The organism is Streptomyces sp. NPDC020742, assembly GCF_040641675.1.
Lineage (GTDB): Bacteria > Actinomycetota > Actinomycetes > Streptomycetales > Streptomycetaceae > Streptomyces.
In genome coordinates this window covers 198,075-223,505 of record NZ_JBFAEA010000010.1, presented here as the reverse complement: position 1 = coordinate 223,505, position 25,431 = coordinate 198,075, and the positions used below count along the sequence as shown (strand labels likewise).

21 protein-coding genes and 2 pseudogenes are annotated in these 25,431 nt (G+C 73.3%); 13 read left to right on the top strand and 10 right to left on the bottom strand.

The annotated features are described in order from the left end of the window. Positions 1–20 precede the first annotated feature (20 nt). The 5 genes from AB0G84_RS19795 (at position 21) to AB0G84_RS19775 (ending at position 5,752) form a co-directional block, all read left to right on the top strand. Positions 21–680 carry a TetR/AcrR family transcriptional regulator gene (locus tag AB0G84_RS19795; protein ID WP_361321934.1) on the top strand — a complete coding sequence of 220 codons (660 nt, stop codon included), beginning with the start codon at positions 21–23 and terminating at the stop codon, positions 678–680. Between the two features lie 122 nt (positions 681–802). Continuing rightward, positions 803–2,230, top strand: a complete 1,428-nt coding sequence (locus tag AB0G84_RS19790; RefSeq protein WP_361321932.1) for a citrate:proton symporter — start codon at positions 803–805, stop codon at positions 2,228–2,230. 215 nt (positions 2,231–2,445) lie between these two features. Beyond that, positions 2,446–3,840, top strand: coding sequence for an aldehyde dehydrogenase family protein (locus tag AB0G84_RS19785; RefSeq protein ID WP_361321929.1), 1,395 nt, complete (start codon positions 2,446–2,448; stop codon positions 3,838–3,840). 193 nt (positions 3,841–4,033) lie between these two features. Then, complete coding sequence (locus AB0G84_RS19780; RefSeq protein WP_361321926.1) at positions 4,034–5,116, top strand: zinc-binding dehydrogenase; 1,083 nt, start codon at positions 4,034–4,036, stop codon at positions 5,114–5,116. 39 nt (positions 5,117–5,155) lie between these two features. Next, positions 5,156–5,752: an MBL fold metallo-hydrolase gene (locus AB0G84_RS19775; protein ID WP_361321923.1), complete on the top strand. Its 597-nt coding sequence runs from the start codon at positions 5,156–5,158 to the stop codon at positions 5,750–5,752. 87 nt (positions 5,753–5,839) lie between these two features. Here the strand turns inward: AB0G84_RS19775 and AB0G84_RS19770 are convergent, their stop codons facing one another. Then, positions 5,840–6,499, bottom strand: coding sequence for a TetR/AcrR family transcriptional regulator C-terminal domain-containing protein (locus AB0G84_RS19770; protein ID WP_361321920.1), 660 nt, complete (start codon positions 6,497–6,499; stop codon positions 5,840–5,842). A 101-nt stretch (positions 6,500–6,600) separates the two neighbouring features. Between AB0G84_RS19770 and AB0G84_RS19765 the strand changes: the two are divergent. Together AB0G84_RS19765 and AB0G84_RS19760 are read left to right on the top strand one after the other, a co-directional pair. Beyond that, positions 6,601–6,852 (top strand): annotated as a pseudogene (locus AB0G84_RS19765) (acyl-CoA dehydrogenase family protein); the annotation flags it as partial. Positions 6,853–7,109: 257 nt separating this feature from the next. After that, positions 7,110–7,760, top strand: coding sequence for a TetR/AcrR family transcriptional regulator (locus AB0G84_RS19760; RefSeq protein WP_361321918.1), 651 nt, complete (start codon positions 7,110–7,112; stop codon positions 7,758–7,760). On the opposite strand, the gene AB0G84_RS19755 is transcribed toward AB0G84_RS19760, so the two are convergent. Beyond that, on the bottom strand, positions 7,741–8,202 hold the full coding sequence (locus tag AB0G84_RS19755) for a MaoC family dehydratase (protein WP_361321915.1): 462 nt from the start codon (positions 8,200–8,202) through the stop codon (positions 7,741–7,743). The genes AB0G84_RS19760 and AB0G84_RS19755 overlap by 20 nt on opposite strands. A gap of 327 nt (positions 8,203–8,529) precedes the next feature. Between AB0G84_RS19755 and soxR the strand changes: the two genes are divergently transcribed. Further along, the gene (gene soxR, locus AB0G84_RS19750) at positions 8,530–9,138 is read left to right on the top strand and encodes a redox-sensitive transcriptional activator SoxR (RefSeq protein WP_361321912.1); all 609 of its coding nucleotides are present in this window, start codon (positions 8,530–8,532) and stop codon (positions 9,136–9,138) included. Between the two features lie 50 nt (positions 9,139–9,188). Here the strand turns inward: soxR and AB0G84_RS19745 are convergent, their stop codons facing one another. From AB0G84_RS19745 to AB0G84_RS19735, 3 genes are all read right to left on the bottom strand, one after another. Further along, positions 9,189–10,628: an amidase gene (locus AB0G84_RS19745; protein ID WP_361321909.1), complete on the bottom strand. Its 1,440-nt coding sequence runs from the start codon at positions 10,626–10,628 to the stop codon at positions 9,189–9,191. Between the two features lie 208 nt (positions 10,629–10,836). Further along, the gene (locus AB0G84_RS19740) at positions 10,837–11,571 is read right to left on the bottom strand and encodes a 3-keto-5-aminohexanoate cleavage protein (RefSeq protein WP_361321906.1); all 735 of its coding nucleotides are present in this window, start codon (positions 11,569–11,571) and stop codon (positions 10,837–10,839) included. A 70-nt stretch (positions 11,572–11,641) separates the two neighbouring features. After that, positions 11,642–12,253, bottom strand: coding sequence for a hypothetical protein (locus tag AB0G84_RS19735; RefSeq protein ID WP_361321903.1), 612 nt, complete (start codon positions 12,251–12,253; stop codon positions 11,642–11,644). Between the two features lie 253 nt (positions 12,254–12,506). Here AB0G84_RS19735 and AB0G84_RS19730 point away from each other — a divergent pair, with 253 nt between their 5' ends. The 4 genes and pseudogenes from AB0G84_RS19730 (at position 12,507) to AB0G84_RS19715 (ending at position 17,243) form a co-directional block, all read left to right on the top strand. Beyond that, on the top strand, positions 12,507–15,326 hold the full coding sequence (locus AB0G84_RS19730; protein WP_361321901.1) for a penicillin acylase family protein: 2,820 nt from the start codon (positions 12,507–12,509) through the stop codon (positions 15,324–15,326). A gap of 211 nt (positions 15,327–15,537) precedes the next feature. Then, positions 15,538–16,560, top strand: a complete 1,023-nt coding sequence (locus AB0G84_RS19725; protein ID WP_361321898.1) for a LysR family transcriptional regulator — start codon at positions 15,538–15,540, stop codon at positions 16,558–16,560. 66 nt (positions 16,561–16,626) lie between these two features. Next, positions 16,627–16,824, top strand: a pseudogene (locus tag AB0G84_RS19720) (hypothetical protein); the annotation flags it as partial. 80 nt (positions 16,825–16,904) lie between these two features. Beyond that, entirely contained in the window at positions 16,905–17,243 is a 339-nt protein-coding gene (locus tag AB0G84_RS19715; protein WP_361322058.1) for a serine hydrolase, read from the top strand. Positions 17,244–17,509: 266 nt separating this feature from the next. Here AB0G84_RS19715 and AB0G84_RS19710 read toward each other — a convergent pair whose 3' ends face one another. Next, positions 17,510–18,367, bottom strand: coding sequence for an alpha/beta hydrolase (locus tag AB0G84_RS19710; protein ID WP_361321895.1), 858 nt, complete (start codon positions 18,365–18,367; stop codon positions 17,510–17,512). 488 nt (positions 18,368–18,855) lie between these two features. Here AB0G84_RS19710 and AB0G84_RS19705 point away from each other — a divergent pair, with 488 nt between their 5' ends. Beyond that, positions 18,856–19,932 (top strand): mechanosensitive ion channel family protein, encoded by a 1,077-nt coding sequence (locus tag AB0G84_RS19705; RefSeq protein ID WP_361321892.1) that lies wholly within the window; start codon positions 18,856–18,858, stop codon positions 19,930–19,932. A 260-nt stretch (positions 19,933–20,192) separates the two neighbouring features. Here the strand turns inward: AB0G84_RS19705 and AB0G84_RS19700 are convergent, their stop codons facing one another. From AB0G84_RS19700 to AB0G84_RS19685, 4 genes are all read right to left on the bottom strand, one after another. Next, the gene (locus AB0G84_RS19700; RefSeq protein ID WP_361321889.1) at positions 20,193–21,440 is read right to left on the bottom strand and encodes a glycosyltransferase; all 1,248 of its coding nucleotides are present in this window, start codon (positions 21,438–21,440) and stop codon (positions 20,193–20,195) included. Between the two features lie 69 nt (positions 21,441–21,509). After that, the gene (locus AB0G84_RS19695) at positions 21,510–22,586 is read right to left on the bottom strand and encodes a class I SAM-dependent methyltransferase (protein ID WP_361321886.1); all 1,077 of its coding nucleotides are present in this window, start codon (positions 22,584–22,586) and stop codon (positions 21,510–21,512) included. Further along, the gene (locus AB0G84_RS19690) at positions 22,583–23,728 is read right to left on the bottom strand and encodes an acyltransferase (protein ID WP_361321883.1); all 1,146 of its coding nucleotides are present in this window, start codon (positions 23,726–23,728) and stop codon (positions 22,583–22,585) included. The genes AB0G84_RS19695 and AB0G84_RS19690 overlap by 4 nt, the downstream gene beginning before the upstream one ends. Before the next feature lie 326 nt (positions 23,729–24,054). Then, positions 24,055–25,368 carry a DUF1343 domain-containing protein gene (locus AB0G84_RS19685; RefSeq protein WP_361321881.1) on the bottom strand — a complete coding sequence of 438 codons (1,314 nt, stop codon included), beginning with the start codon at positions 25,366–25,368 and terminating at the stop codon, positions 24,055–24,057. Positions 25,369–25,431: the final 63 nt, after the last annotated feature.

Below are 25,431 nucleotides of genomic sequence, written 5' to 3'. Positions count from 1 at the left end.
TCGCCGTGCAGGATGGACGGGTGCAACAGCCGACCCGCCCCGCCCCGTCCGCCCTCCCGCTCCGCCACGCCCCGGTCCAGCGGCGCAGCGCCCAGCGCCTGGCCAGAATCCTCGACGCCTGTGCCGAGGAGCTCCAGGAGACCGGGTACGAGGACCTGAGCACCCGTGCGGTGGCCGGCCGCGCGGGTGTCCCGATCGGCTCGGTCTACCGCTTCTTCCCCAACAAGCGCGCCATGGCCGAGGCGCTCGCCCGACGCAATCTCGACGCCTACGCCGAGCGCATCACCGCCCGGCTGACCGCCCCGGCCGACGCGCCGCTGGAGTGGCGGCGGGCGATGGACGTGGTGGTCGACGAGTACCTCGCCATGAAGCGGACGGTGCCGGGCTTCGGCCTGGTGGAGTTCACCGTCCCGGCGCCACGGGATTCCCGGCCGGCCAACTACCTGGTCGCCGACCGCCTGCTGGCCCTCTTCGCCGGCCGGCTCGGCCTGGACCCCGCCGACCAGCAACTGCGCACCGCCTTCCTGGTCGGCGTGGAGACCGCCGACGCGCTGCTGCAACTCGCCTTCCGTACGGACCCGGCCGGCGACCCGGCCCTGGTGACCGAGACCAAGCTGCTGCTGCGGGCGTACCTGGCCCACCACCTGGATGCGCAGGGGGCGCCGGACAGAACCCATTGACCTGGGGTTTTGCTCGTATTGCTCGCGCGTCAAGCCCTTGTTAACAAAACTTCGCCGGCCCTAACGTCGCCCCGACCGCCACCCCCGCAGTGATGTTCAAGGGCGAACGTGAGGTACCTCCCATGCTGACAATCCTCGGATTCGTCATGATCGCCGCCTTCCTGGCGCTGATCATGATGAAGAAGATGTCGCCGATGGCGGCGCTCGTGCTGATCCCCGCGCTCTTCTGCGTCCTGGTCGGCCAGGGCGCGCACCTGGGCGACTACGTCCTGAAGGGCATCGGTGACCTGGCCCCCACGGCCGCGATGCTGATGTTCGCCATCATCTACTTCGGGGTGATGATCGACGTCGGGCTCTTCGACCCGGTGGTCCGCGGCATCCTCAGGTTCTGCAAGGCGGACCCGGTGCGCGTGGTGGTCGGCACGGCGCTGCTGGCCGCGATCGTCTCCCTCGACGGGGACGGCTCCACCACCTTCATGATCACCGTCTCGGCGCTCTACCCGCTGTACAAGCGGCTGAAGATGAGCCTGGTGGTGATGACCGGCGTCGCCGCCACCGCCAACGGTGTGATGAACACCCTCCCCTGGGGCGGCCCGACCGCCCGCGCCGCCACCGCGCTCAAGCTTGACGCCGGCGACATCTTCGTCCCGATGATCCCCGCGCTCGCCGTCGGACTGGTTGCGGTCTTCGCCCTGGCGTACGTCCTGGGCCGCCGCGAGCGGAAGCGGCTGGGCATGCTGACCCTCGGCGAGGTGCGGGTGGCCGAGGAGACCGCCGAGGACAAGGAGGCCGAGCAGGTCCTGGTCGCGGCGGGCACCGGCGCCAAGGGCGGCGCCCCGGCCGCCGCCCGGCCCGCGGCCGGCGGCGGTGCCGGCACCGGCTCCGAGGACGACGCCGGGGACCTGGACCTCCAGGGGCTGGACCCGGAGCGGCCCACCCTGCGCCCCAAGCTCTACTGGTTCAACGCCGCGCTGACCGTCGCGCTGCTCACCCTGCTGATCCTGCAGACGCTGCCGATCCCGGTCCTCTTCCTGCTGGGCGCGGCTCTCGCGCTGACCGTCAACTTCCCGCACATGAAGGACCAGAAGGCCCGGGTCGCGGCGCACGCCGAGAACGTCCTCAACGTCTCCGGCATGGTCTTCGCCGCCGCCGTCTTCACCGGTGTGCTCACCGGCACCGGCATGGTCGAGCACATGGCCCGCTGGCTGGTCTCCGGCATCCCCGACGCGCTCGGCCCGCACATGGGCCTGGTCACCGGCGTGCTCAGCATCCCGCTGACGTACTTCATGTCCAACGACGGCTTCTACTTCGGCATCGTGCCGATCCTCGCCGAGGCCGGCGCCGCCCACGGCGTCGCCCCGGTGGAGATCGCCCGGGCCTCGCTGGTGGGCCAGGCCCTGCACATGTCCAGCCCGCTGGTCCCCGCCGTCTACGTCCTGGTGGGCATGGCCAAGGTGGAGTTCGGCGACCACACCCGGTTCACCGTGAAGTGGGCCGTGCTGACGTCGCTGGTGGTGCTGGCCGCCGGCCTGCTCTTCGGCATCATCTAGGCCTGCGGTCCGGGGATATGGGGCGACCTGGCCGGCTGGGGTGTGGCCCGTGCCCCGGTCCGGCTCCGGCGCCGGCGGGCGGCCCGGCGCACCCCTGCCCGGCCGGGGAGGTGCCGGGCCGTCCGCCGGGACTCCCTGGCGGATGAAAACTACCGGCGCTAGTTTGGGGCCGTCCGCGGGCGCGGACGACCCACAGCGCCGGGAGGGACCAGGACGTGAAGCAGCACGACGCGATGTACATCGGCGGCAGCTGGCGGCCCGCCGAGGGCAGCGGCACGATCGAGGTTGAGAACCCGGCCGACGGACAGGTGATCGCCACCGTCCCGGCCGGGTCCGCCCAGGACGTGGACGCCGCCGTGCGGGCCGCCCGCGCCGCCCTCCCCGGCTGGGCCGCCACCCCGCCGGAGGAGCGCGCCGACCGGCTGGCCGCGCTGCGCGACCAGCTCATGGCGCGCACCGACGAGATCGCCGCGACGGTCACCGCCGAGCTCGGCGCCCCGCCCAAGCTCAGCCGGGTGGTGCACGCCGGGCTGCCGGTCGCGGTCTGCGGCTCGTACGCCGAGCTGGCCCGGACCACGGCGTTCGAGGAGCGGATCGGCAACTCCACCGTGCTGCTGGAGCCGGTCGGGGTGGTCGGTGCGATCACGCCCTGGAACTATCCGCTGCACCAGGTCGTCGCCAAGGTCGCGCCGGCGCTGGCGGCCGGCTGCACGGTGGTGCTCAAGCCCGCCGAGGACACCCCGCTGGTGGCCCGGCTGTTCGCCGAGTGCGTCGATGCGGTGGGCATCCCGGCGGGGGTGTTCAACCTCGTCACCGGTCTCGGCCCGGTCGCCGGCCGGGCGCTCGCCGAACACGACGGGGTCGACCTGCTCTCCTTCACCGGCTCCACGGCCGTCGGCAGGAGGCTCGGCGCCCTGGCGGGCGGTGCGGTCAAGCGGGTGGCGCTGGAGCTCGGCGGCAAGTCCGCCAATGTCATCCTGCCCAGCGCCGACCTGGCCAAGGCGGTCAAGGTCGGCGTCGCCAACGTCATGGCCAACTCCGGGCAGACCTGCAGCGCCTGGACCCGGATGCTGGTGCACACCGACCAGTACGACGAGGCCGTCGAGCGGGCCGCCGCGGCGGCCTCCGCCTACGTCCCCGGCGAGCGGATCGGCCCGCTGGTCAACGCCCGGCAGCGGGACCGGGTGCGCGGCTACATCGAGCAGGGCATCGCCGAGGGCGCCCGGCTGGTCGTGGGCGGCCCCGAGGCGCCGACCCCGGTGGGCTACTACGTCCACCCCACCGTCTTCGCCGATGTCACACCGGAGATGACCCTCGCCCAGGAGGAGATCTTCGGCCCGGTGCTGTCGGTGCTGCGCTACGAGGACGAGGACGATGCGGTCCGGATCGCCAACGGCACCGTCTACGGCCTGGCCGGCGCGGTCTGGGCGGGCGACGACGCCGAGGCGGTCGCCTTCGCCCGCCGCCTGGACACCGGACAGGTCGACATCAACGGCGGGCGCTTCAACCCCCTTGCCCCGTTCGGCGGTTACAAGCACTCCGGCGTCGGCCGGGAGCTGGGGGCGCACGGCCTGGCCGAGTACCTGCAGACCAAGTCGCTCCAGTTCTGACCGCGCCGGCGGCGGACGGACCGTTGCCGGCAACCGTCCGCTCGTCCGCTCGTCCGTCCGCCCGCCCGCCCGCTCGTCCGTCCGTCAGTCCGCCGCCGTCCGCTCGCCCGTCCGCCCGCCGCCGCCCGCCGCCGGCCGGTCCCGCCCCTGCCCCGCCGCCCCGTATCCCCGTCCTCCGCACCGAGGAGACCCCGTGGTCCGCGCCGCCGTACTCCCCGCCGTCAACGCCCCGCTCCGGATCGTCGAGATCGAGCTGCCCGACCCCGGCCCCGGTCAGGTCCGCATCCGGCTCGCCGCGGCCGGTGTCTGCCACTCCGACCTCTCGCTGTCCAACGGCACCCTGCGCCAGCCCGTCCCGGCCGTCCTCGGGCACGAGGGGGCGGGCACCGTCAGCGCGGTGGGGCCCGGGGTGACCACGGTGTCCGAGGGCGACCGGGTCGTCCTCAACTGGGCGCCGTCGTGCGGCGACTGCCACTTCTGCGGGCTGGCCGAGCCCTGGCTGTGCGCCAACGCCGGCCTCGCCGCGGGCACCCCGTACGCCCGGCTCGCCGCCGACGGCAGCGCGCTCCACCCGGGGCTGGGCACCGCTGCCTTCGCCGAGGAGACCGTGGTGCCCGCGCACGCCGCGCTGCCGCTGCCGGACGGGATCCCGCTCGCCGACGCTGCCCTGCTCGGCTGCGCGGTGCTGACCGGCTGGGGCGCCGTGCACCACAGCGCCCGGGTGCGTGCGGGGGAGTCGGTGGTGGTCTTCGGCGCCGGCGGGGTGGGGCTGGCCACGCTGCAGGCCGCGCGGATCGCCGGGGCGGCGGCGATCGTCGCGGTGGACGTCTCGCCGGAGAAGGAGGAGTTGGCCCGTGCCGCCGGCGCCACGGAGTTCGTGCTCGCCGGTGAGGACACCGCGAAACGGGTCCGCAAGCTCACCGGCGGGATCGGCGCCGATGTCGCCGTCGAGTGCGTGGGCCGCGCCGACACCATCCGTACGGCCTGGTCGGCCACCCGGCGCGGCGGCCGGACCACGGTCGTCGGCATCGGCGGCCAGGACCAGCAGGTGTCCTTCTCCGCGCTGGAGCTCTTCTACTTCGGTCGGACCCTCGCCGGCTGTGTCTACGGCAACAGCGACCCCGCCCGCGACCTACCGGTGATCGCCGGGCACATCCGCTCCGGCGCTCTGGACCTGTCGGCGCTGGTCACCGACCGGATCCAACTCGACGGCATCCCGGCCGCGTTCGAGGCGTTGGTGGCCGGGAAGGGCGGGCGGTCGCTGGTGGTCTTCTGAGCCCCGCTCCGTGGACGCGGGCGAGTACGTTGGCGTGCCATGCGGATCACGAAGTACACCCATGCCTGTGTACGGCTTGAGCACGAGGGCCGCGTCCTGGTCATCGATCCCGGAATATGGAGCGAACCGGCCGCCTTGACCGGCGCGGACGCCGTGCTGGTGACGCACGAACACGCCGACCACATCGACGTCCTCCGCCTGGCCGGGCTCGGCGTACCGGTCCACGCCCCCGCCGAGGCGCACATCCCGGGGTTGGAGGTCATCGAGGTGTCCTCCGGTACGGAGTTCACCGCAGGGGGCTTTCGCGTGCGGGCTACCGGTGGCCGCCACGCGCCCGTCCACGGTGGCCGGCCGGACTGCGCGAACCTCGGCTACCTCGTCGACGAGGCGGTCTACCACCCCGGAGACTCCCTGCACGTGCCCGGGCAGCCGATCGAGACGCTCCTGGTTCCGGTCCAGGGATCGTGGCTGAAGACCGCGGAGGCGATCGATTTCGTCCGGGCGATCGGGCCTCGGCGGGCCTTCGCCATTCACGACGCCCAGCTCAACGACCGCGGCCTGCGCAGCGTCAACGGCTGGCTCGCCGAGGCGACCCACAGCGGCTACCGCCACCTGAGACCCGGCGAATCGCTCTGAGCCGCGTGCCGAAGAGCCCCCTCGATCGGGTTGGCCCGGCTCGTGTCCTCGTCGCCGCCCCGTGAACCTTCCCGGTCACGGCACGAGCTACGGCAGTGGCCCCCGCCCCGGCGGTGTGCCGAGTTCCGGGTGGTGCAGGGCCAGGCCGTCCACCAGGGCGTGCAGCCCGGTCTCGAAGGCGCCCTCGTCGACCCGGCGCTGGTGTTCGGCGAGGAGGTGCGCCTGGCCCAGGTGCGGATAGTCGGCGGGGTCGTAGGCGCCTGGGTCGTCCACGAAGCCGCGGGCGAACGAGCCGAGCGCGGAGCCGGCGACGAAGTAGCGGACCATCGCACAGACCCGGGTGGCCTGGGCGGGCGGCCAGCCGGCCTCGACCATGCCGCCGAACGCCGCGTCGGCCATCTTCAGGCCGGCCGGCCGGCGGCCCGGGCCCCGGGCGAGGTACGGCACGATGTGCGGATGCGCGGCCAGCGCCGCGCGGTAGGAACGGGCCCAGGCGAGCAGCCCGGTGCGCCAGTCCGCGCCGTGCTCGAACGCCGACACATCGACCTCGGCGATCACGGTGTCGGCGACCGCGTCCAGGATCTCGTCCTTGGTCGTGAAGTGGTTGTAGAGGGACGGCCCGCTGACGCCCAGCTCCGCCGCCAGCCGCCGGGTGGAGAGCGCCGGCAGCCCTTCGGCGTCGATCAGCTCCAGCGCCGTGGAGACGATGCGCTCTCGGCTCAGCAGGGGCTTGCGGGGTCGGGCCATGCCGCACATAGTAGAGCTGCCCAGCGGAAACTAGCAGTGCTAATTAAAGGCCCGGCCGGGCATTTTGCGCTGCTCACGGCCGCGAGGGGACCGGGAGGGACCTGGAGCTCAGCGCGGAGCAGACCGCGGTACGCCGGCTCGCCAAGGACTTCACCGACCGCGAGATCGCGCCGTACGCCGTCGCCTGGGACCGGGCGGAGCAGGTCGACCGGGGCGTCGTGCGCAAGCGCGGCGACCGTGGCTTCCTCGGGCTGACCGTGCCCGAGGAGTACGGCGGCGCCGGCGGTGACCACCTCTCCTACGCCCTGGTCGCCGAGGAGCTGGGACGCGGCGACTCCGCGGTGCGCGGGATCGACGTGGCCGCGGCGCGGCTGCTGACCGTGGGGGTCCCCCCGCGCCCTTAAGGCGTGGGGGAGGGTCGCTGATCTCATCCACCGCGGGCAGCCGATCGGCCGGGCGCTGACCGGCGTCTCGGCCTTCTGACCGGCCCCGCCCGCGGCCGGCGGCGGGCCGGTCCGGCCGCCCGGCCAGAGCTAAGCGCTTGCTCAGTGGCGCGGTATGGTGTTCGATCCGTCTGAGGAACACGGCGGGTCGAGGAGCGGGGTGCGCGATGGGTGCGGCGGCACAGCAGGCTGCGGAGGAGTACGAGGAGTGGGCCGGGGTGACCCCGGACGCCGCTCGGCGGCTGGTCGGCGCCGCCGTCGAGGCCTTCGCCGAGCGCGGCTACCACGCGACCACCACCCGGGACATCGCCGGCCGGGCGGGGATGAGCCCGGCCGCCCTCTACATCCACTACAAGACCAAGGAAGAGCTGCTCTACCGCATCAGCGGGATCGGCCACGAGAAGGCGCTGCGCATCATGGGCGCCGCCGCCGAGGCCCCGGGCAGCGCCGCCGAGCGGCTGCGCGACGCCGTGCGGACCTTCGCCCGCTGGCACGCCGAGCACCACACCACCGCCCGCGTCATCCAGTACGAGCTCCAGGCGCTCGGCCCCGAGCACTACGCCGAGATCGCCGGTCTGCGCCGTCGCACCGACCGGCTGCTGCGGCAGATCATCCAGGACGGTGCGGACAGCGGGGAGTTCCGGGTCGACGACGTACCGGGCACCACCCTCGCCGTGCTGTCGCTGTGCGTGGACGTGGCCCGCTGGTTCACCGCGGACGGCGCCCGTACGCCCGACGAGGTCGGCACGCTCTACGCCGACCTCGTCCTGCGCATGGTGGGTGCCGCACCGGACCCGGCTACAGGTAGAAACGGCTGACCGTCTCCGCCACGCACACCGGCTTCTCGCCGCCCTCCCGCTCGACGGTGACCACCGTGGTGAGCTGCACCCCGCCGGCCACCTCGGCGACCTCGGCGATCCGGGCCGAGGCGCGCAGCCGCGAGCCGACCGGGACGGTCGCCGGGAAGCGCACCTTGTTCGAGCCGTAGTTGATGCCCATGGTGACGCCCTCCACCCGCATCAGCTGGGGTACCAGGGCGGGCAGCAGCGACAGCGTCAGATAGCCGTGCGCGATGGTGGTGCCGAAGGGCCCGTCCGCCGCCCGCTGCGGATCCGTATGGATCCACTGGTGATCGCCGGTGGCGTCCGCGAACAGATCGATCCGCTTCTGGTCGATCTCCAGCCAGTCGCTGGTGCCCAGCTCCTCACCGACCGCGGCCCGCAGTTCATCGAGCGATCCGAACACTCGGGGCTCTGCCATCTGTGTCTGCCTCCCTGGGATCCGTCCGCCGTCGTCACACACCGGCCGACCCTTACTAAGCGCTTGCTCAGCATGCGGAGTGCGGGTCCCCGCTGTCAACGCCCGCGTCCCCGCTGTCAACGCCCGCGTCTCCGCTGTCAACGCCCGCGTCTCCGTGGTCGACGTCCGCAAATCCTCGTGGTCGACGTCCATGTCACCGTGGTCGGCGTCGGTGTCCCGCCGTCACCGCCTGGGGCGCCCGTGCCGCCCGTACTGGCCCGTGGCGCGCGCCGGCCCGTGGCGCTCCGGGGCAGGGTCCGGGGGAGAGGGCCCTTATAGGGTTGAAGGGTGCCCCAGCTTCCGTACAAGGTTCATGAACTCACCGTCGGCCAGCTGTCCGCGCGCAGCGGCGCCGCGGTCTCGGCGCTGCACTTCTACGAGTCCAAGGGCCTGCTCAGCAGCACCCGGACGGCAGGGAACCAGCGCCGCTACACCCGTGACGCGCTGCGCCGGGTGGCCTTCGTCCGGGCGGCGCAGCGGGTGGGGATCCCGCTGGCGGTGATCCGCGACGCGCTGGCGGAGCTGCCGGACGAGCGCACCCCCAACCGCGACGACTGGGCTCGGCTCTCCGAGGCCTGGCGTTCCGAGCTGGACGAGCGGATCAGCCAACTCGTCGAACTCCGGGACCGGTTGACCGACTGCATTGGCTGCGGCTGCCTGTCGCTGGAGCGGTGCGCGCTGTCCAACCCGTACGACAACCTCGGTGAACAGGGCCCCGGCGCGCGCCGGCTGCGGGTCGACCGGAGCGCCGGGGACCAGGGGGAGCAGGGCCTCGGGGACAAGGGCGCCGGAGGCGTGGGCGCAGGGGGAGCGGGCGCCGAGGGGGGCCTTGGGGCCACCGCCTCCGAGGACGACGGCCGGGAGTGCACCGGCCGCCCGGCCTGCCCGCAGAGCTGACCGCGGAGGCGCCCGCCCAGGGGTGGGACGGGCGCGCGCCGCGGTCGTGATCACCACACCGGTGGCGTGCGGGCCGCCCAGGGGCGGGCCTGCTCCAGCTGTGCGGATAGCGCGATCAGGGTGGCCTCGTCGCCGTACCGCGCGCCCAGCATCACCCCGATCGGCAGCCCCTCGGCGTTCCACTGCAGCGGGACGTTCACCGCGGGCTGCCCGGTGGCGTTGTAGAGCGAGGTGAACGGTGTGAAGGCCGTCATCGCCGCGAACTCCGCCTGCGGATCGGCGTCGTTGCGGAGCGCGCCGACCGCCGCCGGAGGCGTGGCGAGGGTCGGCGAGAGGAGCACGTCGTAGCCGCCCGCCGGCATCAGGCCGTCGGCGACGGACTGGCCGAGCGCGCGGAAGGTGCGCAGCGCGGCCGCGAAATCCACGCCGCCGACCTCGGCGCCTCGGCGGCGCAGGTAGCGGCTGAGCGGCATCAGCTGCTCCTCGGCGGCCGGCGGGAGCGGGCGCAGCGCGGCGAGCACGGACCAGACCCGGCTGAAGGCGTGCCGGAGGGTGTCGTCGGCCGGCAGCGACAACTCCTCGACCTCGTGGCCGAGTCCGGTCAGCAGCGCGGCGGTGTCGGCGGTGGCGGCCCGGCAGTCGGGGTGCACCGTGACCTCCGGGACCGGGGCACCGGTCAGCACGGCGATCCGCAGCCGGCCGGGGTCCCGCACGGCGTGCGCGGCGAAGGTCTCCCCGGGCGGCAGGGGCGGCGCGCCGTACGGGTCGCCGGGCATCGCGCCCGCCATCACGTCCAGTAGGGCGGCCGCGTCGGCGACGGTGCGGGCCAGCGGGCCGGAGGTCGACAGCCCACTGACGTCGTGCAGCAGCGGGCCGCTGCTGATCCGGCCGCGGCTGGGCTTGATGCCGTACAGCCCGCACACCGACGCCGGGATCCGGATCGAGCCGCCACCGTCACTGGCGTGCGCGACCGGCGCCAGCCCGCCGGCGACCGCCGCGGCCGCCCCGCCGCTGGAACCGCCCGCCGAGCGCGACAGGTCCCAGGGGGTGCGGGCGGGCGGGGCCAGGCCGTTCTCGGTGTAGCAGGGCAGCCCGAATTCGGGGGTGTTGGTCTTGCCGAGCAGCACCGTGCCGCCCGCCCGCAGCCGGGCCACGACATGGTCGTCGGTGGTCGGCACGTGGTCGGCCAGCGCCCGTGAGCCCATGGTGCAGCGCACGCCGGCGACCTGCTGGAGGTCCTTCACCGGCACCGGAACGCCGTACAGCGGCGGCAGCGCACGGCCCTCGCGGCGGGCCGCGGCGGCCTCGCTCTCGGCCTCCGCGGCCTGCTTGCGGGCGAGGTCCGGGGTGCGGGTGAGGAAGGCCCCCAGCGTCGCATCGAGCCGCTCGATCCGCGCGAGGTAGTGCTCGGTGAGCTCGACCGGGGAGAGCTCACCGGACCGGATGCCCGCGGCCTGTTCGAGCGCGGTGAGATCGTGCAGTTCGGCCATGTCCGCCCTCTCCTGGGGTACCGCCCATGCCCGCAAGGCACGGGGGAGAATGCCCGCGCGGCCTGGTGCCGTACGGGCGAGGGGCCGCTGTCCGCGTCCGGCGCGCGGCCGGTGCGGGACGGCCCGGGAACCGTTGTGTCCGTTCACGGGGGCGTTCGTAACGGCCGTGCGGTACGGACCGGCCGTCCTCGGCCGGAGCGCCCCGGCCCTACGCCAGCGCCGCCCGCACCAGTTGGTCGTTGCCGTCGGCCCGGCTGCCGTCGGGGAGCGTCAGGGTGTCCTCGATGCCGATACGGGCGTCCAGGCCCAGCCGCCGGGCCAGCCGCAGCACCGGCCAGGTGCTCGCGTCCTGGCCGTGCAGCAGCACCGGGCGGCCGCAACCGGCCCCGGCCACCGCGGTGAGCAGCTCCTGTGCGGCGGCCGATGCCGATGCGGCGGCCACGCCCATCACTTCGGCCAGTATGCGCAGCACCCGGGGCGCGAGGGGCGAGCGGGCGAAGCGGTCGGCGCCGTCGGTCCCCGACCACAGGCCCGCCTCGACGCCGACGCCGCGGTCCAGCAGGGCCGCGGCGACCTCCTCGGCGCCCGGCTCGTGCCAGTTCACCGAGGCGTAGTCGGGCAGCACCGTCCAGGCTCGGATCCGCTCCACACGGCGGTCGAGGTACCCACCCCGTCCGTCGGGCCGTGGGGGATCCGGCTCGGCCCAGGCGCCGGTCGTCACGCCCACGGGGACGTCCACCGCCGCCCGGAGCGCCTCCAGGACGGGGCCGACCACCTGCGGCGAGAGGGAGTCTTGGCCGCACGGGGTCTTGGGATGGACATGGACTTCCTCGGCGCCGGCCGCCACCGCCTGCCGCGCCGATGCGGCGAGCGCGGCGGGCGACAGCGGCACCACCGCCGAATCGGCCGCGGTCCGGGGGCCGTTGAGACATACCTGCAACATGCCTCGATGATGACAGCTGGGTCTGACATCGGCAGCGGTGCCGCCCGTGGCCCGGGCGGCACCGGCCGGATCAGGCCGCCGCGAACGCCCCGGCCGGGTGGGCCGGGCGGTCGGCGCGCAGCGTCTTCGGCGCCAGCGTCGAGCGCGGGGCCAGTACCCCGCACTGCCGGCAGGCCGGTCCGACGAGGTCGTCGGCGCTCCCGTCGGGCCAGCTGAAGCGGGTGGAGCCGCACACCGGGCAGTCGTGGCGCGGCCGTCCCGACTCCATCGCCGAGATCACGCTGCGCAGCACCACCGCGAGCCGGGCCGCCGGGTGCCGGTGCGGTGCGGCGCATGGCACGATGTCGCAGCCGCCCCAGGTGCGGCGGTGCCACGCGTCGAGCGCGCCGGGCTGCCGGATGCCGTCGTGCTTCTCCTTGCGGCGCCGGGCGGCGAACTCCTCCTCGTAGGTGAGCCAGAGGGTACGGGCCTCTTCCAGTTCGGCGAGCGCGGCGACCAGCCGCTCCGGGTCCGGATTGCGGTCGTGTGTCGCGATGCCGGCCCGGGTGCACAAGTGGTGCCAGGTCGCCCGGTGTCCGTACGGGGCGAACCGCTCAAGGCACTTGCGCAGGGCGGTGCGGCGCTGCGCCGCGACGAGTCGTGGATTGCGGACCTGTTCTGCGAGGGCTCTAAAACCGGCCATTTCATCCCACCTCCGGGGGAGGACCCGACGTGATGGGGATGGGACGTAGCCGGGCGGCACCTGGATCCCTCGAATTTCTGTGCGGTTCCCACGGCGGTGTGCGGGGGTGTTACGGCAGTAACCACCGGAGGGCTGTGGGGAATTGGCAAAGGTGACTGTTGTTCATCTTCCGGCCCGGGATAACCGCCGGTAACCTCCGGCGCACCTTCCCCACGCTCCTGGCGAGCAGGGGGACCCCCACCGAGGAGCAGCAATGCGACGACGTACCAGACGGCTCAGGACTGCCGCGGCGGCAGCCCTGTTCGCGCTGACCGCCATGGTGGTGGCACCGCCCTCCACTGTGGCCGCCGCGCCGAACGACGACCACGACTACTGCCAGGGCCAGTGCGGGGACATCCTGCCGCCCGGCGCCAACGGCAACGCCACCCTGGTGGAGATCCTCGGCAACAAGGTGTTCGGCACCCACCCCGAACACTCCACCGACCAGCTCGCCCCGTACGGTGCGCTGGCGAGCGGATATCAGTCACTCACCGACGACACCTTGGCCAACTTCTTCAACGACGCCTCCTTCGGGGTCCCCGAGGGCCAGGTCGGCAAGGTCAGCACGCCCCGCGACGACGTCACCATCACCCGCGACAAGAAGACCGGCGTCCCGCACATCAAGGGCACCACCCGCTACGGCACCGAATACGGCGCCGGATACGCCGCGGGCCAGGACCGGCTCTGGCTGATGGACCTCTTCCGGCACATCGGCCGCGGCGAGCTGACCTCCTTCGCCGGCGGTGCGCCGGCCAACCAGGGCCTGGAGCAGCAGTTCTGGCCACAGGCCCCGTACACCGAGAAGGACCTCCAGGAGCAGGTCGAGTACATCAGGGACCACAACGGGGAGCGCGGCAAGCAGGCCATGGCCGACGCCCAGGCCTATGTCGACGGGATCAACGCCTACCGCGAACAGTCCAAGAACGGCCGCTACTTCCCCGGTGAGTACGTCCTCACCGGCCATGTCGACGCCCTCACCAACGCCGGTGAGATCGCGCCCTTCAAGCTCACCGACCTGATAGCGCTCGCCTCCGTCGTCGGCGGGCTCTTCGGCAACGGCGGGGGCGGGGAGGTCACCAACGCCCTGTCGCTGCTCGCCGCCCAGCAGAAGTACGGCGTCGAGCAGGGCACCAAGGTCTGGGAGTCCTTCCGCGAGCGCAACGACCCCGAGGCGGCCAAGACCCTGCACGAAGGCCAGCGCTTCCCGTACGCCGTCAAGCCGGCCCAGGCCAAGGGCACGGCGCTGCCCGACCGCGGCTCGGTCACCCCCGAACCGCTGGTCTTCGACCGCACCGGCGCCGCCACCGCCAAGGGCGGCACCGCCCCGCAGGACCCCGTCAAGGCCCCGAAGAAGTACCGCAAGCTGGAAGGCCTGTTCAAGAACGGCGTGCTGCCCGAGGGGAGCTTCAACCCGACCCAGCACCGCGGGATGTCCAACGCCCTGCTGGTCTCCGGCAAGCACACCGCCAGCGGCCACCCGGTCGCCGTCTTCGGCCCGCAGACCGGCTACTTCGCGCCCCAGCTGCTGATGCTCCAGGAGATCCAGGGCCCGGGCATCAGCGCCCGCGGCGCCTCCTTCGCCGGCGTCGGGATGTACGTCCAGCTCGGCCGCGGCCAGGACTACTCCTGGAGCGCCACCTCCGCCGGCCAGGACATCACCGACACCTACGCCGTCGAGCTCTGCAACGCGGACGGCTCGGCGCCCACCAAGGACTCGACCTCCTACCGTTACCGCGGCGCCTGCCTCCCCATGGAGAAGCTGGAGCGCACCAACTCCTGGAAGCCCACCGTCGCCGACCCCACCGCGGCCGGCTCCTACCGGATGCAGGTCTTCCGCACCAAGTACGGCGTCGTCACCCACCGCGCGACCCTCGACGGCAAGCCCGTCGCCTACACCGCCCAGCGCTCCACCTACCGCCACGAGGCCGACTCGATCATCGGCTTCCAGATGTTCAACGACCCGTCGGCGGTGCACGACGCGGCGTCCTTCCAGCAGGCCGCCCAGCACATCGGCTACGCCTTCAACTGGTTCTACGCCGACTCCCGCGACATCGCGTTCTACAACAGCGGCCTCAACCCGGTGCGCAACCCCGATGTGGACCCCTCGCTCCCGGTCCGGGCCGACGACGCCAATGAATGGCGCGGTTTCGACCCCGCCACCAACACCAGCGACTACACCCCACCGGCCCAGCACCCGCAGTCCATCGGCCAGGACTACTACATCTCCTGGAACAACAAGCAGGCCACCGACTACGACTCGGCGGGCTTCGGGAACGGCTCGGTGCACCGCGGCAACCTGCTCGACGACCGGGTGCGCGCACTGACCCGACAGGGCGGGGTGACCCGCGCCTCGCTGACCCGCGCGATGGGCGAGGCCGCGGTCACCGACCTGCGCGGCGAGGACGTGCTGCCCGAACTCCTGCGGGTGCTGGGCAGCAAGCCGGTCACCGACCCCGCGCTGAAGACCGCGGTCCAGCAGCTGGACGCCTGGCGCAAGGACGGCGCCCAGCGCAAGGAGACCGCCGCGGGCTCGCACACCTACACCCACCCCGACGCGGTGCGCCTGATGGACGCCTGGTGGCCGCTGCTGACCGAAGCCGCCTTCAAGCCGGGCCTCGGCGGTGACCTCTACGACGCGCTGCGGTCCGACCTCGCCATCGACGAGTCGCCCTCGGCCGGCCACGGCCCGACCGGGTCCCACGCCGGATCGGCCTTCCAGTACGGCTGGTGGAGCTACGTCGACAAGGACCTGCGGTCCGTCCTGGGCGAGCCGGTCAAGGGCCCGCTCGCCCAGCGGTACTGCGGCAACGGCGACCTCTCCGCCTGCCGCGACACCCTGCTGACCACCCTGCAGCAGGCCGCCGGCAAAACGGCCGAGCAGGTCTACCCGGGCGACGCCAGCTGCAAGGCCGGCGACCAGTGGTGCGCGGACGCCATCATCCAGCGCGCGGTGGGCGGCCTGACACACGACGCCATCAGCTGGCAGAACCGGCCCACCTACCAGCAGGTGGTGGAGTTCCCGGCACACCGGTAGCCGGCGACCACCGGCCACCACCGCCAGGCCCCGGATGCGACCGCGCATCCGGGGCCTGCGCGTGCGCTCCGCCCGCCCATACCGGCACAACTATCCATAACGAGAAAGAGGTTGGGGTGTGCAGCGCCCGGCCGCCCCCAAAAGGCCCACGCCCGGCGGGTTATGCTGCACAGTTCTGAACTTTCGCAGACGGGAAAGCGAGTAGGGGCAGATGGCCGTGTCAGGTCCGCAGCAATACCCGACCGAGCTGCTGGATACCACCATGGACCAGCTGCGCACACTGATCGTCGTCCACGAGGCGGGGACCGCGCTGGGCGCCGCCCGCCTACTGGGCCGCGAACAGTCCAGCGTGCAGAAGCAGCTGGACACCATGAACCGCACCTTCGCCGCGCTGTGCGGCGAGGAACTGGTGCTCAAACAGGGGCGGGGGCGCGACGCCCTGTTCACCGCGACCGGGGAGGCGCTGGTCGAGCTGGCGCGGCGCACCCTGGACACCTGGTCGGAGGGGGTGCACGACGCCCGCCGCCGGCTCGGCCGCACCCTGTCGGTCGGCACCACCCGCTATACGCTCGGCTTCCTCCTCGACGCGGTGGAGCGGGTCAGCGAGGACTACGAACGCGACGGTGTCGACCTCAAGGTCACCCATGTCCGCACCGGCGACCTCTTCACCAAGCTCCGCGCCAAGGAACTCGACCTGGTCTGCGGCAGCATCGTCGTCACCGAAGGGGAAGAAGCGGAACTACTGGCGCCGTACGACGTGATGGAGTGGCGGCGCAGCGGCCTGTCGCTGCTCACCAACCTGCCGCCGGAGCGCCTTCCCGGCACGTCCTTCAGCGCCGGAGACCTGTCCCGGCTGCCCCTGGTGGTCTCGGCACGCGGCCTCATCGGCCGCTTCCTGACGTCCTGGTACGGCCCCGAATACCGCCAGCGGCTCACCGTCGCCGCCGAGATCGAGGCCGCCCACTACGGCTTCGAGCTGCTGCGCTCCGGAGTGGTGAGCGGGGCGATGCTGGTCACCCGGGGCATCGGCGAGGCGGCCGCGGACGGCCGGCTCCCGGAGGCCGGCGGGCTGCGCACCCTGAAGATCGTCGGGGACGTCGGCCCCCGCACCGAGGTGCTGGTCGGGGTCTTCACCCGGCGCGGCGAACGGGCCGCGGGTACGCCCGGCGACCCGCTCAACCTGCTGTGGGACGCACTGTCCGGTGAGAGCGGACGGTGGTGGCTCAGCTCCTAGCCAGGCCGTTTCGTGCGGATCATCCGAGCGTTGATCCGGGGGTGTCGTTGACTGCCACCGGCGAGGCGAGGCAGCCGCGGCGGCAGGCCGCCCTCCTTCGACCGCGCGGCATACGAGCAGCGCAACACCGTCGAGCGGTGCATCAACCGCTTGAAGCGGTGGCGCGGCATCGGCACCCGCTACGAGAAGACCGAGACCGTCCATCTGGCTGCTCACCCCACCGTGGGGAAGGCGCGCAGATGCCCTGCCCTTCCTGTTCCCTGACTCGGTATCAGGGGGAACCCGGAGGGGAACGCTCGCTCCGCAATCATCCTTCTTCGTGATCACGGTCAGGGCCGGATTTCCTGTCCACCACCGCCGATCTGAACCGTTTCTACCGCGCCCTTTCAGGCGGCAAGCTGCTGCCGTCCCCGCTGTGGGAGGAGATGCGGGCGTTCCGAGGCACGGATCGCGGATCGAACCGGATGTACGGGCTGGGCCTGGAGAGCAGGGCCGCCTACTGCCCGGGGGAGAAGCCCGTATGGGGCCATACCGGCAGCGTCCCCGGCTACAGCACGTTCAGCTTCTCATCGGCCGACGGACGGCGGCAGATCACCCTTGCCGTCAACACCAGCCTCACCATGCCGGAGAAGGCCAATGACGCCGCGTTGAAGGTGTTCGGCACGGCCCTGTGCGCGAAGTAGCCCGTTTGAGCGAGGGTTTCTACCGATCCAAAGGAAACTGCCCAGGCGGCTTCGTCCGGACGGTGTGGTCGTCGGGACGGTGTGGTCGTCCGGATGGTGTGGTCGTCCGGTTCGCCGTCCGGGGCTCCGTTTCACGGGACTCGGCGGCGGGCCGGTGGGCACGTACGGTCGCGGAGTCGACCGGGCCGCCGAAGGCAATGGGTGCAACGGCCTGTGCTCGGGCGGGGTTTCCTTGACGAGGTCGGCTTCCTGCCCGCAAAGGTGCCTCAGAGGGGCCGGGGTATGTCCCCCGGGGCCGCCAGCAGCTCCGCCAGCCGCCCGGCGAAGTCGACACCGTCCTCCACGTACCCTGTGTGACCACCGGGCAGTTGCGTGGTGGCCCTCCCCAACGTCCGCGCCAGCGCCGTGCAGCACACGGCCGCCATCTGCTGCCCGGACTGGCTGCCGACCGCGAGCAGCAGGCGGTCCGCCACCGCCCGCAGCGCCTGGGCATCCGGTAGGTACCCGGTCACCTCGGGCAGCTCGTGCTCCAGGAAGAACGGCTCGTTGGCCGCCATCCGCGCCATCATCTCCCGTAGGGCCGGCGGGAGTTCCTCGGGCGCGGGCGGCCGCCAGCCGGGCCCGACCAGCCCCACCGCCGTGAGGAACTGCCCCATCGCCGTCGCCACGCCCTGCCGGCGGAAGGTGACCCGGACATCGGCGAACAGCCGGCGGTAGACCGCGGCGTCCGGCAGCAACTCGATCAGCGGCGGTTCGTGTGCGACGACGGTCCGCACCCGCTCCGGGTGCCGGGCCAGCAGGTCGAGCGCCACCACGGCGCCCGAGCTGCTGCCGTAGACCAGGGCCGGTTCCTCGGTCACCGCGTCCAGCAACCGCCGGAGGTCTTCGCTGTGTTCCGCGACCCGCGGAGTGCTGCCGGGCCGCTCCAGTGGACTGCGGGAGTGGCCCCGACGGTCCGGTACGACGACGGTGAACCGGGTCGCCAGCGCCGGCGCGATCCGGTCGAACACCCCGGCATCACCGGCGCCGCCGTGCACCAGCGCAAGGACCGGGCCACGGCCCCGCACCTCGTAGTGGATCCGGGCGCCGGGCACGTCGAGGGTGCAGCTCCGAGGTGAGGTCATCACGGACTCCCGTTCTTCCGACGGCCGACCATCGGCCACACCCCACCGTGCCGCACCCCACTGACACCCGGCCGATACCCCACCGACAGCCTCCCGACGGCCCCTCGACAGCCTTACGGCAGCGCCTTGATGTCGCCCCGTGCCCCCGCCACCCCGCCGCTCAGCCGCCTGGCCGCCCAACCTCCCAGCCGCCTCGCCGCCCAGCCACCGGCGGCGCTGCCGGGTGCCGTGCCCGGTGGGGGCTCTCCGGCGCAGCGTGGACCGCTGACTGCTGACCGCTGACCGCTGACCGCGTGGCCCGGGGGGCGGCCGGAAGACGATCCGGGGGAACGGGTGTGCGGCCGGGTGCGGCAGGATGGCAGATTGCGCCGGGCCGTCCGGGACGGACCGGCGCCCTCACAGCCCTAGAGACGAGCAGGTGGCAAGGTGACGAGACTTCACATCCGGTACGCGGCACGGACGGTCCTCCGGGCAGGGGGAGCCGGCCGGTGAACCGGGAGATCACGCTGCACGACGGGATCTTCGCCGGGGCCGCGCTGGTGGCCGGTCTCCTGGGCGGCCTGCTGCTGCGCGCGGTCCTGCGCTGGCTGGGGAAGCACGCCAGCAGGACGCGGTGGAGCGGCGACGACGTCATCGTGGACGCGCTGCGGTCGGTGGTGCCGTGGGCGGCGATCTGCGCCGGACTGGCCGGGGCGACCGCGGCCCTGCCGCTGCACGCCGCGATCGGACGGAACGTCAATCGGACGTTGACGGTGCTGCTCATCCTCGTCGTCACGCTCACCGCGGCCCGGGTGATCACCGGTCTGGTCAAGTCCCTGGCCCAGTCCCGTTCCGGAGTGGCCGGATCGGCCACCATTTTCGCCAACATCACCCGCATCGTGGTGCTGGCGATGGGCGTCCTGGTCGTGCTGCAGACGCTGGGCATCTCCATCGCCCCGCTGCTCACCGCCCTGGGAGTGGGCGGCCTCGCGGTCGCCCTGGCGCTGCAGGACACCCTCGCCAACCTCTTCGCGGGCGTCCACGTCCTCGCCTCGAAGACCGTGCAGCCTGGCGACTACATCCGGCTCAGCAGCGGCGAGGAGGGCTATGTCGTCGACATCAACTGGCGCAACACCGTGGTCCGTCAGCTCTCCAACAACCTGGTGATCATCCCCAACGCCCAGCTGGCCGGCACCAACATGACCAACTTCACCCGGCCGGAACAGCAGCTGACGATCCTGGTGCAGGTGGGGGTCGGCTACGACAGCGACCTCGAACACGTCGAGCGGGTCACCCTGGAGGTCGTGGAGAGCGTGATGCGCGACGTCAGCGGCGCCCTGCCGGAGCATGAGGCGGCCGTCCGCTTCCATACGTTCGGCGACTCCAGGATCGGCCTGACGGTGATCCTGGGGGTCGGCGAGTTCAGCGACCAGTACCGGATCAAGCACGAGTTCATCAAGCGTCTGCACCAGTGCTACCGCACCGAGGGCATCCGGATCCCCGCGCCCACCCGGAGCGTGGCGCTCCAGCAGCCCGAGGGCGTCGTGATACCGCATCAGCGCGGAACGGCGGACCCGGTGGGGTAGTCGCCGCGTTCCCGGGGCCCCGAGTCTCTCCGAGTCTCTGAGTTCCTGAGGCCCCGGATTCCCGGATCCGTTACCTCCATCCGGGAGTCCGGGGCCGCGGAGCGCCGGGCCCCGGAGGTACCCAGGCCCCTGAATTCCCGAGGCCGCCCCGCCGACCGCTCCGTCCCGCCGGCCGCTCCGTCCCGCCGGCCGCTCCGTCCCGCCGACCCCTCCGTCCCGCCGACCGCTCCGGCTCGGCGCCGCGGCCGGAAAGGAGTCCCTCACCGGGGCTCCGGGCCGCCGCTGCTGCCACGGCTGCCGCCGCCGGCCAGCCGTTCCACCGCCGCCACCACCCGGCCCGCGCCGTCCTCGGCATCGAGCAGCGCCGCGACCTGCTGGGCGCGCCGGGCGTACCGCGCGTCGCGTACGGCCGTGCGTACGGCCGTCGCCAGGCGTTCCGCGGAGAGCCGCCGGAAGGGCACGGCCGCCGGGCCGACACCCAGGGCGGTCAGCCGCGACGCCCAGAACGCCTGGTCCAGCATCATCGGCACCGGGACCGCCGGCACCCCCGCGCGCAGACCGGCCGCCGTGGTGCCCGCCCCCGCGTGGTGCACCACGGCCGCCATCCGCGGGAACAGCCGGGCGTGCGGCACCTCGCCGACGGTCAGCACGTCGTCGCCGCCGACCGACAGGCCGGCCCAGCCCGACTGGACCACACCGCGTACTCCGGCCAGCCGCAGCGCCCGGGCGACCAGCCGCCCGAGCCGCTCGGGGTCCGCGGGCTCCATGCTGCCGAAGCCCACGAAAACCGGCGGCGGACCGGAGTCCAGGAAGTCCGCCAGCCCGGGCTCCGGTGTCCAGTCGGGGCGTTCCGACGGCCACCAGTAGCCCGCCACCTCCAGCCCCGGCCGCCAGTCCGCCGGCCGGGGAACCACCGCGGGGCTGAAGCCGTGGTGCACCGGCCAGCGCGCCCGCCGCCGTGCCAGCGCGGCCCGGGAGACGCCCAGTTGCCGCCGCAGATGGCGCACCCCGGGGGCGAAGGCCAGGTCCAGCAGCGACCCGGCGCACCGGCCCGCGGCCAGGTTGCCGTACCGCCCCCACGACGAGGTGCCGAGGACGACCGGCGGGAACTCCCGGGTCGGTGCGAGGGGTTGCAGGAAGGCGCCCAGGCACGGCAGTCCCAGCCCCTCGGCCGCCACCAGCCCCAGCGGCGCCAGGCTGCCGGACACCAGCATCGCGTCCGCACCGGACGCCGCCGCCTCCGCGACCGCGTCGGCCATGGCGGGCGCCCACTCCCGTGCCAGCCCCAGTTGTTCGGCCTTCGACAGCGTGGCGCCCGAGCGGCCCTCGGCGGCGCAGCGGTCGAGCGGCAGGGGGTGGAAGGGCAGACCGCTGTGGCGGACGAGCTCGGCCGACCGCGGGTCCGCGGCGAGGACCACCGAGTGCCCGGCGGCCTGTAGCCGCACCCCGAGTCCGGTGTAGGGCGCCACGTCCCCGCGGGAACCGGCGGTGGCGATGAGGAGGTGCATGGAGAGCCCCGCTTTGCTGTTGCCTGGTGTCGGTGGGGAGGGCCGGTGGAGGGCGGCGGCCGGCGGTGGTCACTCGCGGCGGGCGATCACCCGGTAGGCGTTGGACAGCCGGGTGCGCCGGACCACGGGGGACAGCAGGAGGTCGCAGCCCAGCAGGGCCAGCAGCGCGGGCGCCGCGGCCGGCAGGGACAGCGCGCGAAGGCCCCGCGCGAGCGGGCCCGGCTTCGCCGGCAGCCAGGGCAGATCCTCGCCCGGCAGCACGGACTTGAGCAGATTCGCCGCAGCGGACGTCAGATCGGTGGGGACGTGCGGCTGCTGCCGGTCGATGGCCACGATGGTGAAGTCCTGCTCGCTGAGTGCGACACAGAGGTTGTCCAGCGGGATGAGGTGCAGATGCTGGGGCTGCAGCCAGGGCCCCCACCACTGGCCGAGCAGCCGGGCCGCGGCGGACTCCGGGTCGGGGACCTCGATCAGCAGATGGCCGCCGGGGCGCAGGACGCGGTGGGCGGCGGCCAGTTCCCGCCGGGGCGCGAGGGTGTGCTCCAGGTAGTGGTGCATGCTCACCACGTCGTACCGGGCGGTCAACTGGTCGGCCAGCAGCGGGAAGGGGCCCCGGAAGGCCCGGTCGATCCGGCCGCAGCGCTCGGCGATCTCCACGCCCTGGCCGAGGTCGAGGCCGTGGAACTCGGTGCCCGGGTGGATCTTCCCGGCCTCGGCGCAGAAGTGGCCGTGGCCGGTGCCCACGTCCAGCCAGCGTGCCGGGCGCCCGAAGGGCAGCAGCGCCCGGGCCCGCGACCGGTACAGCCGGACCGCGAGCGGTGAGCCCGCCATCCGCGCCATCGTCGCCTCGCCCAGGCCGTCGTAGCAGTCGCGGTAGTAGAACTCCAGCCCGTCGGCGCTGAGCCGGGGGTTTTGGAAGACGTGCCCGCAGGCGCGGCACCGGTCGAGCACGAAGGTGCCCGGCTTGTGCTGGAGCTGGTCGGTGGTCTTCAGCCTCCGGAACAGCCGGGCCGAGCCGCACCAGGGGCAGGCGGACTGCGGCGGCTCGAAGAACTTCCCCAGCCCGTCCCGGAGATCGTCCTGGTAGTGCGGCCGGCGGGCGGCGATCTGTCCGCGCCGTCCCGGCCCCGGCGCAGTCCCGCTCATACCGACCCCCGTCCGACCGGGGCCCTGCCGGGCGACCGGTGCCGCCCCTGGGACACGACGCGGGGGGCGGAGAACCGGCGCACACACGGCCGCTCCACCCCGGCGTACAGCAGCCACGAGGCCAGCAGGACCAGGGGGAGGCCGGCCAGTACGGCCCAGAGGCGGCCCCAGCCCAGAGCCGTCAGGCTCACCGAGAGCCCGCCCAGCACGAGCAGGTGCACCAGGTACATCGCGTAGGAGATCTCCCCGAGGGCCACCAGTGGGCGGCTGCGCAGCAGCGACGGCCGGTTCTCCAGGTCCCGTTGCGCCACCGCGTGGACCAGCACCACCAGCGGGACCACGGTCGACGCCGCGTACAGATAGGGGTGTGGCAGGACGGCGCTGTTCACCACGACCGTGCTGAGTACGCCCAGCGCGGCGGGCAGTACGCCGAGGTGGGGCAGCCGCACCCCGGTCGCCGCGAAGCGGGCCGCCAGCATGCCGAGGACGAACTCCGGCAGCCGGGCCGGTGGCAGCATGTACAGCAGCCAGTAGCCGGGGAAGAACGCCTGTTCCGGGCTGATGACCTGGGTGTACAGCAGCGGCCAGAGCCATGCCAGGGCGACCGCGGTGCCCGCTGCGGTCAGCAGGCCCCGGCGGGAGAGCCGCTCGACCCAGGGCCGCAGCACCGGGAAGAGCAGGTAGAAGAAGACCTCGGCGGCCAGGGACCAGCAGACGGGGTTCCCCGCGGACAGGTAGCGCAGGCTCGGCACCCAGGTGTGCACCAGGAAGAGGCTGGCGAGGTGGGCGGCCGGGCCGGAACCGGTGGCCGCGTCGCCGGCACAGACGAGGGCCACCACGACCACGCACCAGGTGAGGACGTGGTTGGGCAGGATCTTGGCGGCCCGGCGCCGCCAGAAGGAGCGGGCGGTGTCCGCGGGCCGGGCGGACAGCGTCAGGACGTAGCCGCTCAGGATGAAGAACAGCGACACCGCGCTCGCGCCCACCCAGACCTGGGGCCCGGGGTCCGCGGCGAGGTGGGGATCGCTCAGCAGCGCGCAGTGGGTGAAGACGACGCCGCCGGCCGCGGCGAAGCGCAGGCCGGTCAGCGAGGGCAGTCTGCCGGGGCCGGAGCCGGGCGCGGACCGGGGGAGTTGACGCATGCATGGCCTCCTGCCAGCAGCGAAGCCCGGGCCGGTGGCCACCACGGAGCTGCGCAGGGGTGCGCGCGGGGCCGCCCGGGATCGGAGTGCACGACTGATCGTCTCCGTGCACCGGAATGGGCGGCCCGTCACGCGGATGGCACGATTGACCCATCGCGGCACGCCCCGGGCATAGGGACGTCACCCGATTTCACTCGTACGGCGCAGCGCCCTCAGGGCCCTCCCTGGTCCTCTCCCGGTACGGCCCGGCGCCCTTCCCGGTACGGCGCGGCTCCCTCTCCCGTAAGGCGGGGGACGCCCGCTCCCGGCCGGACCGCCGCGCACCGTCAGGGAGCGGGCGGGTAGTGCAGGTAGCGGGCCCGCAGGGCGCGGAAGTCGGCCAGTCGCGGCTGCCAGGCGGCGACGACCTCGTCGGTGTCCGCACCCGCGTCGATCATGGTGCGGACGGTCGCCGTGCCGGTCAGCCGGTCGATGCCGTGGTCCGGGCGCCAGGCGAAGCCGTCCCAGACCCGCCGGGCGGTGACCAGCAGCGCGATGCCGGTGCGGACGGGGTCGAACGCGGCCCGGTCGTGGACGTGGAGCTGGACGCCGCCGATGGTCTTCCCCTGGAACTTGGAGAAGGTGGGGGCGAAGTAGGCCTCCCTGAAGTGCACGCCGGGCAGGGTGAGTTCGGCGAGGGCCGCGGCCCAGCGGTGGTCGATGCCGTCCGCGCCCAGCAGCTCGAAGGGGCGGGTGGTGCCGCGCCCCTCGGAGAGGTTGGTGCCCTCGAACAGGCAGCTGCCCGCGTAGACCAGGGCGGTGTCCGGGGTGGGCATGTTGGGGCTCGGCGGCACCCAGGGCAGCCCCGTCGCGTCGTAGAAGTCGCCGCGCCGCCAGCCGGACATCCACACCGTCTCCAGCGGCACCGGGCGGCCGGCGGCCCGCGGCACGAACTCCCCGTTGAACAGCCGGGCCAGCTCCGCCACCGTCATCCCGTGCGCCTGGGCGATCGGCTCCCGGCCGACGAAGGAGGCAAAGGCCCGCTCCAGCACCGGGCCGGTGGCGCGGCGGCCGGTGACCGGGTTGGGGCGGTCGAGGACCACGAAGCGCTTGCCGGCGAGGACGGCCGCCACCATGCAGTCGTAGAGCGTCCAGATGTAGGTGTAGAAGCGCGCGCCGACGTCCTGGATGTCGAAGACGACGGTGTCCACCCCGGAGGCGGTGAAGACGCCGGCGAGCTCCCGGCCGCTCTTGTTGTACGTGTCGTAGACCGGCAGTCCGGTGGCCGGATCGTCGTAGCGGCCCTCGGAGCCGCCGGCCTGTGCGGTGCCGCGGAAGCCGTGTTCGGGGCCGAAGACGGCGGTCAGCCGCACCCGTTCGTCGGCGTGCAGCACATCGACGAGGTGCCGCACCTCCCCGCTCCCGCCCGGGCGGGCGGCAGGGGCGACGGTGACGCCGGTGGGGTTGGTGACGATGCCGACCCGGTGGCCGTCCAGCAGCCGGTAGCCGTCGGCGGCCAGCCGGTCGAAGCCGGTGTGCACCCGCCGGCGACCGGTCACCGCCGCCGCTGCGGCTGTGGCGGGCCCGGCCGCACCCAGGGCCGCACCGGCCGCTCCGGTCGCCGCCAGTCGCCCGAGCAGGACGCGTCTCGACAGAGCCATCCGTACACCTCCGTGATCACAGAACCAGCAGGATCGACAGCGTCGACAGCATCGACGGGGTAC